At 61.3% G+C, this 19,482-nt stretch carries 18 protein-coding genes, 3 pseudogenes and 1 other annotated feature; of the genes and pseudogenes, 11 read left to right on the top strand and 10 right to left on the bottom strand.

Annotated elements, in window-relative coordinates; all coding sequences use genetic code 11:
- Positions 1 to 28: 28 nt before the first annotated feature.
- Together istB and ACYQ47_RS18285 are read right to left on the bottom strand one after the other, a co-directional pair.
- A complete protein-coding gene (gene istB, locus ACYQ47_RS18290) occupies positions 29 to 880 on the bottom strand; it encodes an IS21-like element helper ATPase IstB (protein ID WP_459905954.1) in 852 nt (283 codons plus the stop codon).
- Positions 877 to 1,779, bottom strand: a pseudogene (locus tag ACYQ47_RS18285) (IS21 family transposase); the annotation flags it as partial. The gene istB and the pseudogene ACYQ47_RS18285, both read right to left, overlap by 4 nt.
- A 51-nt stretch (positions 1,780 to 1,830) precedes the next feature.
- Between ACYQ47_RS18285 and ACYQ47_RS18280 the strand changes: the two are divergent.
- From ACYQ47_RS18280 to ACYQ47_RS18270, 3 genes and pseudogenes are all read left to right on the top strand, one after another.
- A protein-coding gene (locus tag ACYQ47_RS18280; RefSeq protein WP_459906072.1) for an IS3 family transposase occupies positions 1,831 to 3,080 on the top strand; the annotation gives its coding sequence in 2 pieces (ribosomal slippage) (positions 1,831 to 2,146 and positions 2,146 to 3,080; 1,251 coding nt in all).
- Positions 2,133 to 2,249 (top strand) — a sequence feature (AL1L pseudoknot). (Overlaps the previous gene by 117 nt.)
- Positions 3,081 to 3,121: 41 nt before the next feature.
- Positions 3,122 to 4,024: pseudogene (locus ACYQ47_RS18275) on the top strand (transposase family protein); the annotation flags it as partial.
- 88 nt (positions 4,025 to 4,112) lie between these two features.
- The gene (locus ACYQ47_RS18270) at positions 4,113 to 5,138 is read left to right on the top strand and encodes an IS110 family RNA-guided transposase (RefSeq protein WP_459906326.1); all 1,026 of its coding nucleotides are present in this window, start codon (positions 4,113 to 4,115) and stop codon (positions 5,136 to 5,138) included.
- 338 nt (positions 5,139 to 5,476) lie between these two features.
- Here ACYQ47_RS18270 and ACYQ47_RS18265 read toward each other — a convergent pair whose 3' ends face one another.
- Together ACYQ47_RS18265 and ACYQ47_RS18260 are read right to left on the bottom strand one after the other, a co-directional pair.
- Entirely contained in the window at positions 5,477 to 6,058 is a 582-nt protein-coding gene (locus tag ACYQ47_RS18265) for a PIN domain-containing protein (protein ID WP_459906325.1), read from the bottom strand.
- Complete coding sequence (locus ACYQ47_RS18260; protein WP_459906324.1) at positions 6,058 to 6,528, bottom strand: excisionase family DNA-binding protein; 471 nt, start codon at positions 6,526 to 6,528, stop codon at positions 6,058 to 6,060. Before ACYQ47_RS18260 ends, ACYQ47_RS18265 begins: the two co-directional genes overlap by 1 nt.
- Positions 6,529 to 6,771: 243 nt before the next feature.
- Here ACYQ47_RS18260 and ACYQ47_RS18255 point away from each other — a divergent pair, with 243 nt between their 5' ends.
- The 3 genes and pseudogenes from ACYQ47_RS18255 (at position 6,772) to ACYQ47_RS18245 (ending at position 9,897) form a co-directional block, all read left to right on the top strand.
- Positions 6,772 to 7,248, top strand: a complete 477-nt coding sequence (locus ACYQ47_RS18255; protein WP_459906323.1) for a ProQ/FinO family protein — start codon at positions 6,772 to 6,774, stop codon at positions 7,246 to 7,248.
- Between the two features lie 200 nt (positions 7,249 to 7,448).
- Positions 7,449 to 8,880 (top strand): annotated as a pseudogene (locus tag ACYQ47_RS18250) (IS1182 family transposase).
- An 801-nt stretch (positions 8,881 to 9,681) separates the two neighbouring features.
- Positions 9,682 to 9,897, top strand: coding sequence for an FAD-linked oxidase C-terminal domain-containing protein (locus tag ACYQ47_RS18245; RefSeq protein ID WP_459906516.1), 216 nt, complete (start codon positions 9,682 to 9,684; stop codon positions 9,895 to 9,897).
- Here the strand turns inward: ACYQ47_RS18245 and ACYQ47_RS18240 are convergent.
- Positions 9,894 to 10,256 (bottom strand): hypothetical protein, encoded by a 363-nt coding sequence (locus ACYQ47_RS18240; protein WP_459906322.1) that lies wholly within the window; start codon positions 10,254 to 10,256, stop codon positions 9,894 to 9,896. The two genes, ACYQ47_RS18245 and ACYQ47_RS18240, sit on opposite strands and share 4 nt — an antisense overlap.
- Positions 10,257 to 10,264: 8 nt before the next feature.
- Here ACYQ47_RS18240 and ACYQ47_RS18235 point away from each other — a divergent pair, with 8 nt between their 5' ends.
- A complete protein-coding gene (locus tag ACYQ47_RS18235; RefSeq protein ID WP_459906321.1) occupies positions 10,265 to 10,426 on the top strand; it encodes a hypothetical protein in 162 nt (53 codons plus the stop codon).
- A 263-nt stretch (positions 10,427 to 10,689) separates the two neighbouring features.
- Here ACYQ47_RS18235 and ACYQ47_RS18230 read toward each other — a convergent pair whose 3' ends face one another.
- Both ACYQ47_RS18230 and ACYQ47_RS18225 read right to left on the bottom strand, forming a co-directional pair.
- The gene (locus ACYQ47_RS18230; protein WP_459906320.1) at positions 10,690 to 11,169 is read right to left on the bottom strand and encodes a hypothetical protein; all 480 of its coding nucleotides are present in this window, start codon (positions 11,167 to 11,169) and stop codon (positions 10,690 to 10,692) included.
- The gene (locus tag ACYQ47_RS18225; RefSeq protein WP_459906319.1) at positions 11,166 to 11,846 is read right to left on the bottom strand and encodes a nitroreductase family protein; all 681 of its coding nucleotides are present in this window, start codon (positions 11,844 to 11,846) and stop codon (positions 11,166 to 11,168) included. Before ACYQ47_RS18225 ends, ACYQ47_RS18230 begins: the two co-directional genes overlap by 4 nt.
- A gap of 223 nt (positions 11,847 to 12,069) precedes the next feature.
- On the opposite strand from ACYQ47_RS18225, the gene ACYQ47_RS18220 reads away from it, so the two are divergent.
- Positions 12,070 to 12,369 (top strand): MOSC domain-containing protein, encoded by a 300-nt coding sequence (locus ACYQ47_RS18220; protein ID WP_459906317.1) that lies wholly within the window; start codon positions 12,070 to 12,072, stop codon positions 12,367 to 12,369.
- Between the two features lie 157 nt (positions 12,370 to 12,526).
- Here ACYQ47_RS18220 and ACYQ47_RS18215 read toward each other — a convergent pair whose 3' ends face one another.
- Genes ACYQ47_RS18215 through ACYQ47_RS18205 form a run of 3 tightly spaced genes read right to left on the bottom strand, consistent with a single transcriptional unit; the run spans position 12,527 to position 17,068 of the window.
- Positions 12,527 to 13,918, bottom strand: coding sequence for an efflux transporter outer membrane subunit (locus ACYQ47_RS18215; protein WP_459906315.1), 1,392 nt, complete (start codon positions 13,916 to 13,918; stop codon positions 12,527 to 12,529).
- Positions 13,919 to 13,925: 7 nt separating this feature from the next.
- Positions 13,926 to 15,890, bottom strand: a complete 1,965-nt coding sequence (locus ACYQ47_RS18210) for a MacB family efflux pump subunit (RefSeq protein ID WP_459906314.1) — start codon at positions 15,888 to 15,890, stop codon at positions 13,926 to 13,928.
- A complete protein-coding gene (locus ACYQ47_RS18205; RefSeq protein WP_459906313.1) occupies positions 15,884 to 17,068 on the bottom strand; it encodes an efflux RND transporter periplasmic adaptor subunit in 1,185 nt (394 codons plus the stop codon). Before ACYQ47_RS18205 ends, ACYQ47_RS18210 begins: the two co-directional genes overlap by 7 nt.
- Positions 17,069 to 17,497: 429 nt before the next feature.
- On the opposite strand from ACYQ47_RS18205, the gene ACYQ47_RS18200 reads away from it, so the two are divergent.
- Genes ACYQ47_RS18200 through ACYQ47_RS18190 form a run of 3 tightly spaced genes read left to right on the top strand, consistent with a single transcriptional unit; the run spans position 17,498 to position 19,474 of the window.
- Positions 17,498 to 17,734: an MbtH family protein gene (locus tag ACYQ47_RS18200; protein WP_459906312.1), complete on the top strand. Its 237-nt coding sequence runs from the start codon at positions 17,498 to 17,500 to the stop codon at positions 17,732 to 17,734.
- 4 nt (positions 17,735 to 17,738) lie between these two features.
- Positions 17,739 to 18,509 carry a thioesterase II family protein gene (locus ACYQ47_RS18195; protein ID WP_459906311.1) on the top strand — a complete coding sequence of 257 codons (771 nt, stop codon included), beginning with the start codon at positions 17,739 to 17,741 and terminating at the stop codon, positions 18,507 to 18,509.
- Entirely contained in the window at positions 18,497 to 19,474 is a 978-nt protein-coding gene (locus ACYQ47_RS18190; RefSeq protein WP_459906310.1) for a TauD/TfdA family dioxygenase, read from the top strand. Before ACYQ47_RS18195 ends, ACYQ47_RS18190 begins: the two co-directional genes overlap by 13 nt.
- Positions 19,475 to 19,482 lie beyond the last annotated feature (8 nt).

The raw sequence follows: 19,482 nt of genomic DNA, 5'->3' as shown, positions 1-19,482 counted from the left end.
GCGCGTCAATCAGGATGAGAATAGCGGGTCATTCGGTGAAGTTGATGCCGTGCTGATCCTCCTGTGTCGGTGGCACGCCAATGTTCTTTGGTGTCGCTCTACTGGCCGGGCGCCCCGGCCTCTGCTGCTTGCGCTGCAGGGCAGTTCGGCGACGGTAGCTTTCGACGTTCAGCTCGAAGATGGTCGAGTGGTGGACCAGCCGGTCGACGGCGGCCACCGTCATGGCTCTGTCGGGGAAAACCTTGTCCCATTCGCCAAACGGCTGGTTGGCCGTTATGCAAAGGGAACGGTGCTCATACCGGGCGCTGATGAGCTCGAACAGCACCGACGTCTCTGCTTGATCCTTGCTGACATAGGCGAAATCGTCCAGGATGACCAAGTCGAAGCGATCCAGCCGATTGATGGCGGACTCAAGTGCGAGCTCGCGGCGCGCGACCTGCAACCGTTGCACGAGGTCGGTAGTGCGAGCGAAGAGGACCTTCCAGCCCTTCTCCAGCAGGCTCAGTCCGATCGCCGACGACAAGTGCGATTTGCCCCCGCCGCTCGGCCCCAGAAGAATCAGGTTGGTGCCGTTCCTCAACCAGCCGTCGCCCGCGCAAAGCGCCGAGACGTGCGCGCGCGACACCATTGGCACCGCGTCGAAATCGAAGTTCTCCAATGTCTTGCCCGGCAGGAGCTTGGCGTCCCTGAGGTGACGTTCGACCCGGCGTCGATCGCGCTCGGCGATCTCGTGTTCGGCCAGCGCCATCAGCAGGCGCGCTGCCGGCCAGCCTTCCGTGTCGGAGCGCTCGGCAAAGCTGGACCAGATCTGCTTGATGGCGGGCAACCGCAAATCGTTGAGCAGCAGCGACAGGCGGGTAGCATCGATGTCGAGACTCATGCCGTCACCTCCGTTACCATATCAAGCAGGGCTTCGTAGTCGCTCAGCGGTGCCAGTTGGACATTTACTTCCGGCATGCTGTTCGTGCGCTTCGCTTCGAAACGAGAACACAATGCGTCCAAGTCGGGTAAGTGTCCATCGTCCAAGCACTGCTGCAGAGCCTGAACCAGTTGCGCTTCGCAGTTGTGCTCGTGGGCGAGGCCGAGCAGTTCAACCATGGTCCTGCATGCCTGGCGCTGCGGGAGCTCCTCAAGCAGGCGATCGAAGGTCAGTCGATACGCCTCGCGCGGAAAGATCTGATCGCGGTAGACCAGGTTGAGCAGCGCCATGGGCTTGCGGCGCAGCGCGTGGATGACGTGCCGGTAGTTGATGACATGGCCGTGCTTGCCGTTGGGACCCGCGCGGCCGCGCTGCAGTGTCATGAGGGCTGTGCCGCCCAGAAACAGTTCCAGCCGGTCGTCGTACAGGCGTACGCGCAGGTGATGGCCGATCAACCGTGACGGGACGGTATAAAACACCTTGCGCAGGACGAAGCCGCAGGTGGTTGTGACGTACACGCGCGTTTCCTCGTAATCACACGTACGCTGGACCGGAAGCGGCTGAAGGAGTGCCCGCTCGAGTTCGATGCGTTTGCCGTTGCGCGCGTTGATTCGACCGACAATCTCGTCGATGAAGCGGCGATAAGAACCGAGATTCTCGAAGTCGTGACTGCCGCGCAGAAGCAACGCATCACGCACCGCGCTCTTGAGGTGGCCATGAGGGCTCTCGATAGAGCCGTTCTCGTGGGCAACGCCACGGTTGTTGCGTGTGGGCTGCATGCCGTAGTGGGCGCACAGAGCATCGTAACGCGTGGTCAGATCCTTGCGCGCGTCAGCATCGAGATTGCGGAACGCCGCCGACTGAAGCGCACCGGGTTTTCCGGAGACCTTTACTCCTGAGAGAATAGAGTCATGGAAAACCTCGACAAAGCAAAACGGAAGACGGCGCCGAAATATTCGGCGGAAGTGCGTGAGCGCGCGGTTCGTATGGTGTTCGAGCATCGTGCGGAGTACGCGACGCAATGGGAAGCAATCCAGTCGATTGCCGCCAAGATGGGTTGCTCACGCGAAACGTTAAGAAACTGGGTTCGTCAGGCTGAGAGCGATCGTGGTCTGCGCGCGGGCCCCAAGACGCAGGAGCAGGACCGCATCCGCGAGCTTGAACGTGAAGTCCGGGAACTGCGTCAGGCCAATGAAATCCTGCGCAAGGCCTCGGCATATTTCGCACAGGCGGAGCTCGACCGCCGACCGAAGTGATGATTGCCTTCATTGACGATCACCGGTCGGCGTATGGGGTCGAGCCGATCTGCAGGGTGCTGCCGATCGCCCCGTCGACGTATTACCTTCATTCGTCTCGACGCGCTGATCCGCGTCGGCTGCCGCCGCGCGCGCAGCGCGATGCACTGCTGTGTCAGCATATCCGGCGTGTATGGGAAGAGAACTTTCGGGTATATGGTGCGCGCAAGGTTTGGCGGCAGCTATTGCGCGAAGGATTCAAGCTCGCACGGTGTACTGTCGAGCGACTGATGAAGCGGCTCGGGCTGCAAGGTGTGCGGCGCGGCAGATCGATTCGAACCACCGTCAGCGAGCGAAACACACCGTGCCCGCTTGATCACGTCCAGCGGCAGTTCAAAGCGTCAAGGCCGAACGCGCTGTGGGTGTCAGATTTCACCTTCGTGGCCACCTGGCAAGGCTTCGCTTATGTTGCCTTCATCGTTGATGTGTTCGCGCGACGCATCGTAGGCTGGAGAGTGTCAAGCTCAGCGCGTACTGACTTCGTGTTGGACGCGCTGGAGCAGGCGGTACATGAGCGCCGACCAGCCGAAAGTAACCGTTTGGTACATCATTCGGACCGCGGGTCGCAATACGTTTCAATTCGGTATACGGAGCGTCTAGCCGAAGCAGGAATCGAACCGTCAGTCGGCAGCGTCGGAGATTCATACGATAACGCACTCGCCGAAACGATCAACGGCCTTTACAAGGCAGAAGTTATTCATCGTCGCGGACCATGGCGTAACGTGCAGGCGGTTGAACTCGCCACGCTTGAATGGGTGGACTGGTTTAATCACCGACGCCTGCTTGAGCCGATCGGCAACATCCCACCGGCCGAAGCGGAAGCCCGCTACTATGAACGAATCGCTGGAATGCCGATGGCAGCGTAACTCCAGCAAAAACGTCTCCGAAATTCCAGGTGCGCTTCAATTTCGAGGCGCTGTCGAAGTACCTGCGCGCACACGGCAAACCGATGGCGTTCTACAGCGACAAGGCCAGTGTGTTCTATGTCAAGAACCGTTCGAGCACGGCGGGCAAAGGCGTGACGCAATTCGGTCGAGCCTTGTACGAGCTCAACATCGACGCATTTTGCGCAAACACGAGTCAGGCCAAGGGCCGCGTGGAGCGTGCCAATTTGACCTTGCAAGATCGGCTGGTCAAGGAGTTGCGTTTGCGTGGCATCAGCACGTGGGAAGCCGCTAACGCCTACGCGCCCTGCTTCATCGCCGATTTCAATCAACGCTTTGGCAAGCCGCCACGCAGCGATCACGATGCCCACCGGAGGCTGCATGCAGACGACGATCTCAGGCAGCTTCTGGCGCATCGCGTCTGGCGCAAGGTCACGCACGCGCTGGCGGTGCAATACGACCGCGTAATGTATTTGCTGGAGGACACTCCTGCGAATCGCACGCTGATTCACCAGCAGGTCGAAGTGGTCGAATATCCGAATGGTCAGGTCGAGGTGCAGGCCGACGGCGAAGTGCTCATCTACGCCACCTATGACCGCATTGCTCGGGTCAATCAGGGTGCCGAAGTCGAGAACAAGCGATTGGCGTACGCGCTCGAAGTCGCGCGCCTTGTGCAGGCCAAACGAGATGATCGCCGTGCCTGTGACGCACCGTCACGCACGCATCGAGGGGAACAGGTTCGAGCCAAGAAGGCGCTCGAAGGCCTGAAGAAGCAACGCGCACTGAGCATCGCCGACATGAACGAAGCGATTCTCAAAGTCAGCGCAAAAGCAATGAGGGAACGGGGGGCGGCTGCGCCGCCCCAACCCCGAAACCTAAAGGCAAACAAGCAAATCATCCGTTCAAAACACGACATCTCTATTTAGCGGTGACCCCGACATAATGAAATGGCCAGCCCGAACCCAGCGATCGTCCTACTATGAGAGGTTCGATCCAACGTAGATGGAGGGTGACATGGACGAGGTCACGCTGATCGGCATCGATCTGGGCAAGCATGTGTTTCACGTTCACGGGCAGGATGCGAAGGGCCATGCGGTCTTTCGCAAGAAGCTTTCGCGTCAGCAGTTGCTTTCCTTCTTCAGCAATCTCAAAGCCGTTACTGTCGTCATGGAAGCTTGTGCTGGTTCACACTGGCTAGCACGCAAGCTGAATGCGATGGGGCACGCGAGCAAGCTGATTTCGCCGCAATATGTGCGGCCGTTTGTGAAGAGCAATAAGAATGACTACATTGATGCTGAGGCGATCTGTGAAGCCGCATCCCGACCAGCAATGCGCTTCGTCGAGCCTCGAACGGAAGCCCAGCAACTTCTAGCCGCACTACATCGAACGCGTGAGGGTTTGGTAACGGAGCGTACGGCCACCATCAATCGAATTCACGGTATCTTGCTCGAATTTGGCGTCGTGGTGCCAATTTCCAAAGTAACCTTGCGTCGTTTGCCTGATGTCATCGCGATCAATGATCTCCCGTCGAGGCTTCTCCAAATCATTCAACGACTGCACGAACACTATAAATATCTTGACGCCCAAGTTGTCGAAATCGAGAAGGAACTGGTCGCGCAGCTTCGCGAGGACGAAAACGCCGCTCGATTGCTTTCAATTCCGGGGATTGGCACCATCACGGCAAGCTTGCTCGCATCTGAGATCGGAAGCATCACACAGTATGCGGGTGGAAGAAATTTTGCCGCATCGATCGGACTAGTCCCACGTCAGAAAAGCACGGGCGGACGAACGACCTTATGCGGCATCAGCAAACGCGGTGACAAACATCTGCGCCGTCTGCTCGTGCAAGGCGCGCGTGCTGTCATACAGCGCGTGCAAAAACGTAACGACAGGCTTGGAGATTGGATTCGTTCGATGTTGATTCGACGACACTCGAATGTGGTTGCATGCGCGCTTGCCAACAAGCTTGCTCGGATCGCTTGGGCCGTTCTGACGAAGCATACGGAATATCAAGGTTCGTTGTTGATTCACAAAAGTTGAGATTTTGCTAACCAGGTTTTGCGACTGCTGGAGTTTGATGGCCAACGGCTCAGCGACCGGACGAATAACCTGACAAGTTCTACAGCTCATTAGCAGCTGCCGACATTTTGAGGTTCGACTGGTGCGGTTTTCATCTCGGAACAACGGACGAGCGTCCGGCACGATTCCGGATAGATTTGCGCAAGCCACACACTGTCAAAACCAGAGGTTGCAAAATTCGGGCTGGCCATAGATTTGAACTTAGCGGCAACATCTAACGTTGTACTAAATGTTAGATCAGAGCGAACACATTGGAAACCCACGGCGGAGCAGGGTCCTTGCACGAGCGCTGCGGGGCGCTAGATCAATTCGCCAGCTTCACGAATTCGCTGAGCGGTCATCGGCAGCTCATTTTGCTCGAGCACTGTCGCGAATTCTTCCACTGAACTTTGCGGTCGTTTGCGGCGAGCACGCATTCGTTTAAATGATGAGATCGCGGCTAGCGGCTCAAGATCCCATTGGTTCACGATGAATCGGTCGGGATGTACGATTTCGATCCCATACGGCGTAACAGCGCTTGGAGGGAAATCGCGGACATTTGCGGTGACGATGCAATCCGCATGACCGGCTAAGGCGGCCGCTAGGACATGCCTGTCGTTAGCGTCGGGGAGGTTGAGACTTTTGACCAGCGGAGACCACGCTTCATCGAGCACTTGCCAGTCGGGTACGGCGTCGCGCATTGCGTCTCGTCTCACCCACAGCCTGTCCTTCAGATCCGGGCGACGCTGTACAAGCGCCAGCATCCATTCTTCTTCGATTCTGCTCGACCATTTGGCGCTGAAAAGACCAGCCGTCGCCAGACTCAGCAGCGCATCCGTCTCGACGATAGAGTAGAGCACACAAGCATCAAGTATGGCCGTGTAACGCGCATTCCCCGCCATCAGTAATCCAGGCCGAGATCGCGTGCGTTGTCTGCCATACGGTCCAATGCAGATTCTTGCCGTTCGCGCATTTGATTGGCGTAGTCCATCAGATCTCCAAAAGCAACTCGCCGATGCGTCCCGACCATCCGATGCGGAAGTCTTCCCGCTTCGATTTCCTTGATCACGAAAGGCCGTGAAACGTTGAGGAAGTGCGCTGCTTCGACGGTCGTGAACTCTTTCTGGCTTGGCACGACCGAGATCGGACGCCCTTCGCTCATCGCGCCCAGAAGCTGACCAATTAGCTTGAGCGCCGCTGGAGGCACGTCGATAGACGGATGCTCGCCCGTGTCAGTCGTCAATGTAATCGCAGCCGCACGTGAGTGGTCGAGCGCTTCCATGATGCAACGCTGTGCAACGCGCGCCATTTCGAGATCATGCTGACTCATCGGAGGCGGAGACACCTCGCGGATTCGATTGGTCGTTGCCATGGGATACCCCTCATTTAGTTTTCTAAACCAGAGTACGCGATAACTGCAATAAGTGCAACATCTGCAACATCTGCAACATCTGCAACATCTGTTTGCCCTTTGTCTGGACGGCCTGCGCCGGTACGGATCTAGGTGCCGGACTCGCGGCGCGACGGCAAAGCGGAGTAGCGAGGACGCGAACTGACGGCGGCGATGTTCGAAGGCGGCTGGTAAAATTAGCCTGTTGATTTTCAGGCACGCACCATGGGATGCGAACAGCTCACTGCGCTCAAAGCGCAGCTGAACCAAGGCGCGAACAGCAAAACTGTTGCTTCTTTGCCGCCAGTGGACGTCAAAAGGGAAATTAAGCCGATACCAAAGCCTCTGCAAACCTCTGCTGCGGCAGCTGTGCGTGCGGTGTCCACGCTGCAACGACATTTCCCGCACGCCTTTCCGCATAATCGCGCGCCAAAGGTTCCGCTCAAGGTTGGGATCCTGAAGGATGTGCTTGCCCGAGCAGCATCGCTTGGATTAAGCGAGCGAGATGCTCGCAACAGCGTCAAGCTCTGGTGTCGTGGCGGGCGCTATTGGGCCTGTCTCGTAGAGGGCAATGTGCGCGTGGATCTTACAGGCTCGATCACCGGCGTAGTCACTGCGGCTGAAGCGGAGTACGGCATAAGTCAAGAGAAGACTCGGCTCGCGCGTAGGCGGGAGCAGCTCGTGAAAAATCGTCGTGGCTAACCGCGGTGTGCGGCAGAACACGCGTCAAATATAGACTGTATTTTACATAAAAAGAAAGATAAATCGGGCCATACCGAATCTCGGCTAACGCCCACCAGCAGTGCGGAGCGTGGCGGGGACCGCCGAGTTCGGCCTAGAGCGTGTCAAAACGCCGTTTTGGCGCGGTAAAATAGCTCATCCGACAGCGGAGGGTGAGCGAGATGAAGCGGTTCGTTCAAGGCGACAGTCGCACACAAAGCTTTCTCCTCCCTGAAGCACATGACGACTACGTGACGGACACCAATCCCGTGCGCGTAGTCGACGTTTTTGTAGACGAGCTCGATCTTCAGAAGCTCGGATTTGAAGGTGTTGAGCCAGCGCTGACGGGTCGACCTTCGTATCATCCGGAGGTAATGCTCAAGATCTACATTTACGGTTACCTGAACCGTATTCAATCCAGCCGTCGCCTTGAACGCGAGGCTCAGCGCAACGTCGAACTAATGTGGCTCACGGGCCGCCTTGCGCCGAACTTCAAGACCATTGCGCGGTTCCGTAAGGACAATGGCAAAGCAATCCGCAGCGTCTGTCGTCAGTTCGTCATGCTCTGCCAGCGTCTTGACCTGTTCGGCGAAGCGTTCGTTGCGATAGATGGCAGCAAGTTCAAGGCGGTGAACAATCGCGACCGCAACTTCACCAGCGCCAAGCTCGAACGACGCATGCGCGACATCGAATCAAGTATCGCCCGCTATCTCGAGGCGATGGATACGGCGGATCGTCAGGAGCCTGCAATCGCGAAGGCCAGAACAGAGCGACTACGGGAAAAGATTGCAGCCTTGAAGGAACAGATGCAAAGCCTCAAGGCAATCGAGGTCAAGCTGAACGAGGCACCCGACCGACAGGGATCGCTCACGGACCCGGATGCCCGTTCGATGAAGACGCAAGGAACCGGAGTCGTCGGCTATAACATCCAGACGGCGGTAGACACGAAGCACCATCTGATCGTCGCGCACGTCGTGACGATCAGATGGCATTGATCGTGATCAGTTGGCATTGATGGTGAAGCTTGCCCGTACAGAGATGGGCGTCGACAAGCTCACCGCAGTTGCGGATCGCGGCTACTACAAGAGCGAGGAGATACTTGCATGCCATCAGGCCGGAATAACCGTGTTCGTTCCAAAGACGGTGACATCGAGCGCAACGGCTCATGGCCGGTTCGGCAAGGAAGACTTCATTTACGACGCCAGGACAAAAGAATATCGGTGTCCAGCGGGCGAGCGGCTCATCTGGCGATTCTCAACCGTTGAGCGCGGCCTGAAGATCAGTAAGTACTGGAGTTCGAATTGCCAGCAATGTCCGCTAAAAGGCGACTGCACACCAGGTCCTCAACGGCGCGTGACGCGCTGGGAACACGAAGCTGTTCTTGATGAGATGCAGGTGCGACTTGATCATGCGCCTGAGATGATGCGCATCCGGCGGCAGACTGTCGAGCACCCGTTCGGCACGATCAAGGCATGGATGGGCGCCACTCATTTCCTGACACGGACCATCGGGCGGGTGAGCACGGAGATGAGCTTGCACGTGCTGGCGTATAACATGAAGCGGGTGATCAAACTACTCGGTTCAGAAGCGCTAATAAATGCGATGCGGACGTGAAGCCCGTACGGGCTTGTTGAGCCTCTGCGATATGTGCGGCTGTGATTCGACGTTCGGGTTGCCGCAATCGACCAGCAGCGTTGCGCGCCGAGACAGGTTTCGTCAATTCCCAGTGGCTACGCGTTTTGGCACGCTCTGGGCCATTTTCGGCCGTCCGCCGCCTTCTGAGCAAAGGCAATCGAATGACCGTTAGACATCGTGAAGACTCATTTGCGCCTGCCGAGTTTGGTTCAGCGGTACAAGCCGGCGCATGACCGCAAACAGACGGGCTGCAGCTACACAGTTCGTAACCGGCGAAGGTCGGCTATGGCCGAAGAGCAGCGATCGCTGTCCGGCAGGGGGCTTCCAGGTTGGTGCCGTCCGTCTAAGCCTGTCAGCGGTCGTTCGAACGGCTAGTTTGCTCTAAGACCGGCCTGATACGCCACTCGCACATATGCGCAACGCCAACGTTTCGGCGCCTTGGTGGCAAAGCAACGACGAGGAGCAAAGGCGCCCGCTCATGGCATTGCTTTCCGGTGCCTTAGAAAAAACGCGACGAATTAGCTGCCGGTCAAGTCGCCGGCCTTCGCGACTGGCACAACGTGTTGCGGCTCAGACAAAGACGTCGTCGGGAATTCGCTTCAGTCGAGGTCCTCGCGCGTTCCCGTCCCAGCGGAGGACTGTCGTGCGAGTGTGGCCACTCAAACAAATGAACCGGCATCCGTGCTTGTTGAGAGATCGGATTGCCGCCGGTCACGCCGTAGACTTCGCCTTTGACGTAGCTTGATTCTTGCGACGCCAGGATGACGTACATCGGCGCTAATTCAACTGGCTGGCCAGGTCGCGTCATGGGCAATTCAGACCCAAACTGCGGAACATAGCATCCGCTCGAAGAAGCGCGCGTTTCTTTCCCAGAGCACCTGCGAAACCGATAATGCGACGATGCGGGCGATCAAGGCCGCGCTCGATCCGCTCGGGATGCTCAATCGGGGTAAGATCTTTTCGCGTACGCCGGAACAACGGTATGAGGATAGCTAAAGAACGCTTGCTGGCCGTCGCCGTGAACTGATGTTACTGGTCCAGCCGAAGCCGTGCACGCAGCCCAGCGGATACGGCGCGGCGACGCTCAGCAAGGTCAGTTCCATCATCGGCACGTCGGCGAGATGCCAGGTTTGCGCGCCATCGACGAAGGAATACGAGGCGTCGTCGGAATCGAACAGCGCGTCGTCGCCCATTTCGTCCGCAACGCGCACGCCGGCGTTAAACAGGCTCGCATGACGCACCTGCGCACGCAGCGCGGTCCATGCATGCGGGCTGTGTTCCGCCTTGACATTGAGGAAGGTCTCGATGGCCGCGCCCAGCCCGAGCTTCGCACGCGAAGTCCGACGATGATCCACAAGCCCGCATGCGCAATGCCGATATGAAGCTCGCCTATGTGCGATGCCACCGTCACGCCGCCATCGACGTCCTCCACCAGATCGATTTCGCCCGCATCGATGCCGGTTATGCCCGAGAGCAGAGTGCGGAGCACGGCTCGCTGCACCGCGAAGCGCTTGCTCGCCGGTGATTTCGCAAAGCGCGCCACGCGCGAGGCTTCGTTTTTCGACAGACTCGCCATGCCCTCGGTCTTGTCCAGCCGCTTCCATTCGGGCCGAAAGCGCCACAGGCAGACCGATCCCGCTTCTACGAGCAGGGGCTTCGCATCGGCATGAAAATTCAGCGGATGAGCGACGAAACGCGGGGCGAGTGCACGCCTGAACGCGGTCTCACGGCACTCCTTTTCGCGCAGCGATTCGACGGCAGCAAGCGTCGTGCTTTCGATCATCGTGTTCATTGCAGATAGGTGACGCGGCGTTCACGATTGCGCAGTGGCACGCCGACATCGAAGAGCGTCATCGCGAAGCAGTGTGCGATGTGCGAAAGCGACACGATCTCGCCCGACGAGAACCAGGCATTCAGCAGGCTGCGCGCCGACACGATATCGTGCGACTGGAAATGCGCGAGCACCTGAAGCAACTGGGTTTCGTCGTAGGAGAGTTCGGACGAGCAGCGGCAGCGGACGTCGAGCGGGCGCCGGGCCGCGATCGACCATTCCCCCATCAACAGGTCGAAACATTGCAGGCCGTCGCGCGACAGACCCGCGTCGAGCAACACGTCCTGCCAGGTCTTGCGCCCGCGCACCGCATCGCAGTCGGGGCGAAACCACGCGCGCACGGCGTCGGTCACGAGTTGATCGTCGGCATCGGGAAATTGCTCGAATGCATCGTCGAGCAGGGACGGGCCGCGCATCGGGAGCATGCTGATACTCATGATTCGCTCACCGCGGAAATGATGGCCTGCGTGTGCCCGACGCCGGTCCATTCGCGCAGATGCGCGGCGCACGCGGGGCGTTTGGCGCTGCGCGACTGTGGTTTCGGCGTGCCGACGAACAGGAAACCCAACAGGCGTTCATTGGCATCGAAGTCGAGTGCTTGATGCAGAAGCGCATCGTAGGCATCCGCGCCGGTCGCCCAGAAGCCGCCGTAACCGAGCGCATGAATGGCGTTGAGCATGTTCATGGCGGCCGCGCCGACCGACAGCAGTTGCTCGACCTCCGGAATATGCGATGCAGGATCCACCGCCGCGCCGAGCGCGATGACAAGCGGTGCGGCCGTCGCGCGCTGCCGGCGATGTTCATGCGTTTCCGCCGGTTCAGCCGGGGCGCGGGCGCGGGCGGCATCGACGAGCACTTGGCCCAGCGCCTCGCGCGCGTCGCCACGGACCAGCACGAAGCGCCAGGGACGCAGGCGGCCGTGATCGGGTGCGCGCAATGCCGCGTCGACGATAAGCGCGAGTTCTTCATCGCCCGGTGCGGGTTCGACGAGCGGCCAGTGTGACTGGCGCGAGAGCAGGGATCGCAGCACGGTGTCGGCGTCCTGCCGGCGTTGAGCGGCGAGGTCTGCGCCCTGGGTGTCCCGTGCGGCTTTAGGCGACAAAACGGTATCCATGTTCGGCGGAAGATTCGCTTGAGAGACCCAGATGATCGGCCAAAACGTGTCTAATTGCAAATCATTCGCATTTGCGTATCTATTCGGCCCGACTGTCTCCGCGCTGCGACGAGGGTGCAACTGCCGGTTTCGGCTAGGCTGTTCGGCGAGCTTGCGGCGCTTTTGGGCTCGAGAAGATTGATGCAAGTTCCATAAGTAGCCGGCCCGTCGTCATCGACGAGGCTTGGCTCGACAACCTCGACGCGCGCCTTGCGCAAAAAAGGGCGAACCCGCCATTCCGATGGATCGCTTCCGGCCCGACGGGGTGGTATCGGGACTCGTCGCGATCGAAGAGGATTTCGTCGATACGCTAATTTCCGACGGCATCGTTCTGCGCATGGTCAAGCCGTGCGCGCGCTGTCCGATCACGACCATCGTCCAGACACAGGCCGAGCGTGACGAGCGCTGGCCGAACGAGCCGCTCGATACCATGCTCGGCGAGCGCGCAAATTCGCGTGTCGATGACGGGCTGACGTTCGGGTAAAACGCGTTTGCCGCCATGGGCGTGGGAAACAAGTCGCGCGTATGCGCCCAGGGCCGGATTCGAGTTCACGTAAGTCGCGCGTATGCGCCCAGGGCCGGATTCGAGTTCACGTTCCGGGATGCTTTTTGACATCGGTGCATGCCGTGTGAACGCATCATCAGCGCGCATCGTTCGCACGCCAGCCGCCACCCAGCGCGCGATACGTCGACACCGCCGCCTGTAGCCGCGCGAGACGCACCTGCACGCGCTCGTCCTCGGCAGTGTAGAGCGTGCGTTGCGCGTCCAGCACGGTGAGCGCGGTTTCCGCGCCCGCACGGTAACGGCTCTGCGCGAGTTCGATCGTGCGGCGGGCTTCGCGCAGTTCGTCGTCCTGGGCTTGCCCTTGCGCGTCCGCACCGGCGGTGGCGTTCAGCGCGCGTTCGACATCCGCGAAACTTGTGACGATGGCGTGCCGGTATGCGGCCAGCAATTCCTCCTGTTGCGCGACCGCGAGATCGCGTCCGGCGGCCAGCAAGCCCGCGTCGAAGATCGGCGCCGTGAGGCCTGCTGCGACGGTGTAGAGCGGATTGTCGAAGATGCGTCGCGCGCGGTCGCTGCCGGTGCCGAAGGACGCCGACAGCGTGATGGTCGGGAACATTGCGGCGCGCGCGGCGGCGACATCCGCGTGGGCGGCGACGAGTTGCGCTTCGCTGTAGGCGATATCGGGCCGCCGCGTCAGCAGTGTTGACGGCACGCCCGCATCGATGGCCGGCGCGCGCACGGCATCGAGCGAGCGGGTGCCGATTGTGAAGCCGGACGCCGGTACGCCGAGCAGGATCGCGAGTTGCGCTTCGCTGTCGCCCGCCTGCTGACGCAGTTGCGCCACCGCGCGTTGCTGTGCGGCGACCAGCGTGCGCTGCTGCGCGGCATCGAGCGCGGTGACGAAGCCCGCGCGGTACTGCGATTCGACCGTGCGCAGAACGCCGCGCGCGGTATCTAGATTGCCTTGCGCGATCCCTTCGCGTTGGCGCAGCGCGACGGTCTGGAGCCACGCATTCGCGACATCGGCGCTCAGCGTGACCTGCACGGTCGCGCGGTCGAATTCCGACGCCCGCATCCGTGCGAGGGCGGCATCGCTGGTGGCGCGGTTTTTTCCCCAGAAATCGATTTCGTAGCTGGCAAGCAGGCCCGCGTCGAAAGCGCTGCCGCTCGGCAGGTCGTTGTTGACCATGAAGCCGCCCTGACGGCTGGCATCGGCGAACGCGCTGACGTTCGGCAGACGCGCCGCGCCGGCGATGGTCGCACTGGCGCGCGCCTGTTTTACGCGTGCGATGGCGGCGGCGACGTCGTAATTGCTGGTCGAAGCCTGCGCAACCAGCCGGTCCAGTTCGTCGCTGCCGAAGCCGCGCCACCAGTCGGCGCTGACGGCATCGCCGGTAGTCGAGGACGATGGGAAGCGGTAAGTCGCCGGCACCGCGACATCGGCGGCGGGCGGTGGCGGATTGCTCAGGCACGCGGACAAGATGAGCGGCAAGGCGAGCGGCGAAATGAGTGGCAGACGTCGTTTCATCGCATCCTCACTCGCTCGACAGCGCTACGACCGGATCGAGCCGTGCCGCCTTGCGCGCGGGCATGAAGCCGAACACCAGACCGGTGGCGAGCGCGCACGCGAAGGCCCCGAGGATCGCCCGCACCGAGAAGATCGTCGGCACGTTGGCGGCGATCAGCACCGCGCCGATCAGCACGCCGATCACGACGCCCAGCGCCCCGCCGATGCCCGATACGAGCGTCGCCTCGGTCAGGAACTGCCGCAGGATATCCCGCTGGCGCGCGCCCGTTGCGATGCGGATGCCGATCTCGCGCGTGCGCTCCTTGACCGTCATCAACATGATGTTCATCACGCCGATGCCGCCGACCAGCAGCGAAATGCCTGCGATCAGGCCGAGCATCAGCGTGAGCATGTCCTGCGTTTCGGTCTGCGCTTTGACCGACGCGGCGCGGTTGTAGATCTGGAAATCGCGCATGTGATGCGCGCGTTCGAGCACGTTGCCGATCTGCGTCGCGGTCTCGGCGGCGAGATCGAGTTCGTCGATCAGCACGGAAATCCAAGAAAGATGCGTGGTGCCGAGCACGCGGCGCGCACCGGTGGAGTAGGGCACGAGGATCACGTCGTCGTCGTCGGCATCGCCCGAGGTCGCGCCTTTTTCTTCGAGTTCGCCGATCACCAGAAACGGTACGTTGTTGACCAGAATATGCGCGCCCACCGGGTTCGCCGCGCCGAACAGCTTTTCGCGCACGCGCTTGCCGATCAGCGTGACGGTGGCGAGGCGGCGCTCGTCGTCGTCGTCGAAGAACACGCCGTGCACCGGCGTCCAGTTGAGCACGCGCGAGGCGTCGGGGCTCACCGCCCACAGGTTGGTGTGGATATCGGCGTTGCCGTGACGCAGCGTCACCTGGCCCATCAGAAAAGGCATCGCCACGCCGACATTCGGGATCTGCGCGACGCGCGCCACATCGCTCATGTCGAGCGTGCTGCCGGGGCCGCGCGCATTGTCGCCGCCGGGCGTCACATACATGCGATTGGTGCCGAAGCTCGCCATCTTGGCGATCACTTCGCGCTCCGTGCCGCGCCCGATCGCGAGCATGACGATCACCGAGGCCACACCAATGATGATGCCGAGCAGCGTCAGCAAGGTGCGAAAGCGGTTGATCCACACCACGCGCCACGCGGCCCGCAGCGCTTCGCTGGCATCGGCGATGAACGAGGCGGTGCGCGCCGAGGACGAGGACATCGAGCCGAGCAGGCTTTGCGCATCGAGCACGCCTTCGCGCGACAAGGGCTCCGTGCTCGCGTGCGCCGAATCCGCGACGATCTCGCCATCGCGAATCTCGATCACGCGCCGCGCGCGCGCCGCCACCTGCCGGTCGTGCGTAATGAGGATGATGGTATGACCCGCCGCCGACAGCTCGTCGAGCAGGGTCATGACTTCGGCGCCGCTCTTCGAATCCAGCGCGCCGGTCGGCTCGTCGGCCAGCAGGATATGGCCGCCGTTCATCAGCGCGCGGCCGATCGACACGCGCTGCTGCTGACCGCCCGACAACTGGTTCGGTCGATGTTCGAGCCTTTCGGCCAGTCTCAGCCGCGCCAGCAGTTCGGTGGCGCGGGCGCGGCGTGCATCGGGTTTCACGCCGGAATAGACCGCAGGCACTTCGACGTTCTCGCGTGCCGATTCGGTTCCGATCAGGTGATAGCCCTGAAACACGAAGCCGAAGGCCTCGCGCCGCAGCCACGCGAGTTCGTCCGCGCCGAAGCTCGTCACGTCCTGCCCCGCGAAGCGATAACTGCCCGATGTAGGGCGATCGAGACAACCGAGGATATGCATGAGCGTCGACTTGCCCGAACCCGATGCCCCAACGATCGCGACGAACTCGCCCGCCTCGATGGACAGCGACACGCCGCGCAGCACGTCGACGGGCGGCTCTTCGCCGTGGCCGCCATAGGACTTGTGCACCTCGCGCAGCTCGATCAGCGGGCTCACCATTGGAACTTGCCGTCGGCGGCGCGCAAACGGCGGATGCCGGTGACGAGCTGGTCGCCGGGCGCGAGGCCCGAGCGTACTTCGGCGTTCAGCCGGTCGTGCACGCCGACGCTGACCTGCCGCGTGACCACGTGTCCGTCATCCAGCACTTGCGCGGTGTAGCGGGACTTCGAATCGTCGGCCGGCTTGAGTGCCGACAAAGGCGCGACCACCACGTCGTGCGCCTCCTGCGCGACGAAGAACACCAGCGCGCTCATTTGCGGCAGCAGTTGGTTGCTCTCGTTGCGCACGTCGAACAGCACGGTGTAGAGCACCACCTTGCCGGTGTTGTTGGCGCTGGCGGCGGGCGGCAACTGGCCATCGGCCGAAGGCGCGGCGGTGTTCGGCGGCGCGGGCAGGATTTGCCGGACCGTGCCGGTCCAGCGGTGGTCATCCGCGCCGAGCGTCGTGAAATAGACCGGCATGCCGGGCCTGACCTTCAGCACATCGGCTTCCGAGACCTGCGTCCATACCGTCATGGTCGAGAGATCGGCGATCCGCAGGATGATCGGTGTCTGATAGGTCGCGTTGAGCGTCTGCCCTTCGCGTGCATCCAGCGTGACGATGGTGCCGGACATCGGCGCGTAGATTTTGGTGTAGCCGAGCTGGGCCTCGTCGCCGGAGAGCGTGGCGCGGGCGCCTTCGATTCCCGCGCGCAGATCGTCGAGATTCGCGCGCGATTCCTGCTGCGCGGCGTAGGCGCTTTGCAGGTCTTCGTCGCGTGTGGAGCCTTCGGACATCATGCGGCGCTGACGTTCGTACTGATGCTGCGTGAAGGCGAACTTCGCCTGCTCGCTCGCGAGTTTCGCGCGCAGGCTGGTGAGGGCGGAGCGGTCCACATCGTATTTCGCCTGCTGCACGCTCGGATCGATCTCGACGAGCAACTGGCCCTTCCTGACCACATCGCCCGGCTGCACGCCGATGCGGCGGATTTCGCCCGAGGCCTGCGAGCCGATATCGACATAGCTGTGCGGCTGCAGCGTACCGAGCGCGGCCACGCTCGACTCGATATTGCCGCGCCCGACCTTCACGGTATCGATATGTTCAGTGATCCGAAGCAGCAGCGCCCAGAACAGAACCGCAAGAAAGACAAGAGCGAGCAGGAGAACAAACCGAAAGGGTCCGCGTTGGAGGCGTCTCATTGAGTGTTCGAATAATGGGATCTGCAGCGAGGTCACATGAAGCATCGTGACGGGCCGCGTTGGGCCGGTTCGCCGTCGGCCGCTGAGTATAAACAATTCTCATTTACGCGGTAAACCCTCATCTCACCTCGGCGAGCCGCACCGGGACTTTATCTGGCGACCGGAAAGCCGTCGGATAGCCCGGTCGTTAGCACCCAAATGAATATCGATATCGGCCTCGATGTCTTGACTTCCTGCCCTCAACCCTCTAACGTGCTCAATCTAAATAGAAACGATTCGCGTTTACGCGTAGTAAGGTTTTCACAAGAATTTCACGTAAAAAGTCGTGTGAAGGGTGAGTAACCCGCACGAAGATTCGACGGCCTGCTTCATCGTGTCGTCATCTGCGTGAATGATTCTGAATTAAACGTAACTATCGAGGAGCAGAGAATGAGCTGGGGCGATGACACCACCACCTTCCACGTCGTCATGAACGACGAGGAACAGTATTCGATCTGGCCGGATTTCAAGGCGATTCCGGCGGGATGGCGCGCCGTCGGCAAGTCCGGCAACAAGGCGGATTGCCTCGCGTATATCGACGAGGTGTGGACCGACATGCGACCGCTCAGCCTGCGCAAGCATATGGCCGACGAGGACGCGAAGCGGGCGGCGCGCACGGCGCACTGAAGCAATGAGCGCATTCGTCGGCGACACGGCCATGCAGCCCGTGGACCTGATCTGCCTGCCGCACGCAGGCGGCCACGCGCTCTTGTACCGGCGCTGGGCGCAAGCCTTGCCGTTCGGCGCACGCGTGCGGGCGCAGGATCTGCCCGGTCACGGCGCACTGCGCGCGCTGCCGCCGCACACGGCATGGCCCGATCTGACCGATGCGCTCGCCACCCGCGTTCTCGCGCAACTCGACGCAAACGTTCCCTATGCCGTGATGGGTCACAGCATGGGCGCGCTCACCGGCATCGAACTGATTCGCGAGATCGAACGCAGGACGGGAAGGCAGCCGGTGTGGTTCGGCGTGTCGGCCTGTGTCGCGCCTTCGCGGCGTGCGCGTGAGGATCATTGGCTCACGTGCCCGCGCGACGCCATGATCGAGCGCCTGCGCAAGCTCGGCGCCACGCCCGAGGCCTTGCTCGAGGACCGCGAGTTCGTCGATTTCATGTTGCCCGTGCTGCGCGCAGACTTTCATCTGTGCGGCACCTATCCCGTGCAGGCGCGCGGTGAGCCGCTTGCGTGTCCGATCGATGTGTTCATCGGCGACGGCGACAGCGCCACGGCAAATCGCGACGACGTGAATGCGTGGTCGCACGAGACGCGACACCGCTGCACGGTGCATCGCTTCGACGGCGGGCATTTCTTCATCGAGGAGAAGCTGGGCGCGGTGCTGGCCATCGTCGCATCGACGCTGGCAGAGCTTCGCACGCAACAGCCCGAGTTATGGACGCACTGATCAACACCCCGGAAATCGCGCTGCACGAGCGCGTGATCGAACATTACGGTACGCGCGTGCTCGAACTGCGCCCGGCCGAAGGCGAGCTGCCCGATGCCTGCGCCAGCGCCTTGCAGGCACGCATCGAACGGGCGAAGCGCGAATACGGCGGCGTGCTGCTGCGCGAATTCGCCCCGTGGGGCTCGCAAGGACTCGACCGCTTTGCGTCGCTGTTCGGCGAAACCTTGCAGGCCTATGAGTTCGGCTCCACGCCGCGCAGCCGGATCGGTGGGGCCGTATTCTCTTCGACCGAATATCCGGCTGACCAATGGATCGATCAGCATAACGAACAATCGTATACGCTGCGCTGGCCGGAGTCGATTTTCTTCTACTGCGATATCGCCGCCGAAGAAAACGGCGCGACGCCGGTTGCCGACAGCCGCGTCGTCTATCAACTGCTCGATCCGGCGTTGCGCCGGCTGTTCGCATCGAAGCAGATCATGTACGTGCGCAATTTTGGCAACGGTCTGGATGTGCCGTGGGAACAGGTGTTCGGCACCGAAGACCGTGCGGAAGTCGAACGCTATTGCCGCGCCAACCGGATTGCATTCGAATGGCTCGACGATGGCGAAGCCTTGCGCACGCGCCAGGTGTGCCAGTCCGAACTGGTCCATCCACGCACCGGCGAGACGGTGTGGTTCAACCAGGCGCATCTGTTTCACGTATCGAACCTGCCGGACGACGTGCGCGAAGCGCTGCTCGAGATCGTCGATGAAGACCGCCTGCCGCGTAACACCTGCTTTGGCGACGGCACGCCGATCGACACCGCGATGCTCGATGAAATCCGCGCCGTGTACCGCGACACCATGCTGTCGTTTCCCTGGCAGCCGAACGATCTCCTCGCGCTCGACAACGTGCTGATGTCGCACGGTCGCGCGCCGTTCAAGGGCAAGCGCCGCGTGCTCGTCGCCATGACCGGCCGATAGCCGATAGC

It is taken from the genome of Caballeronia sp. HLA56 (genome assembly GCF_054655155.1).
Note: the sequence above shows the minus strand (reverse complement) of the source record. Positions and strands in the feature narration are given on the sequence as shown.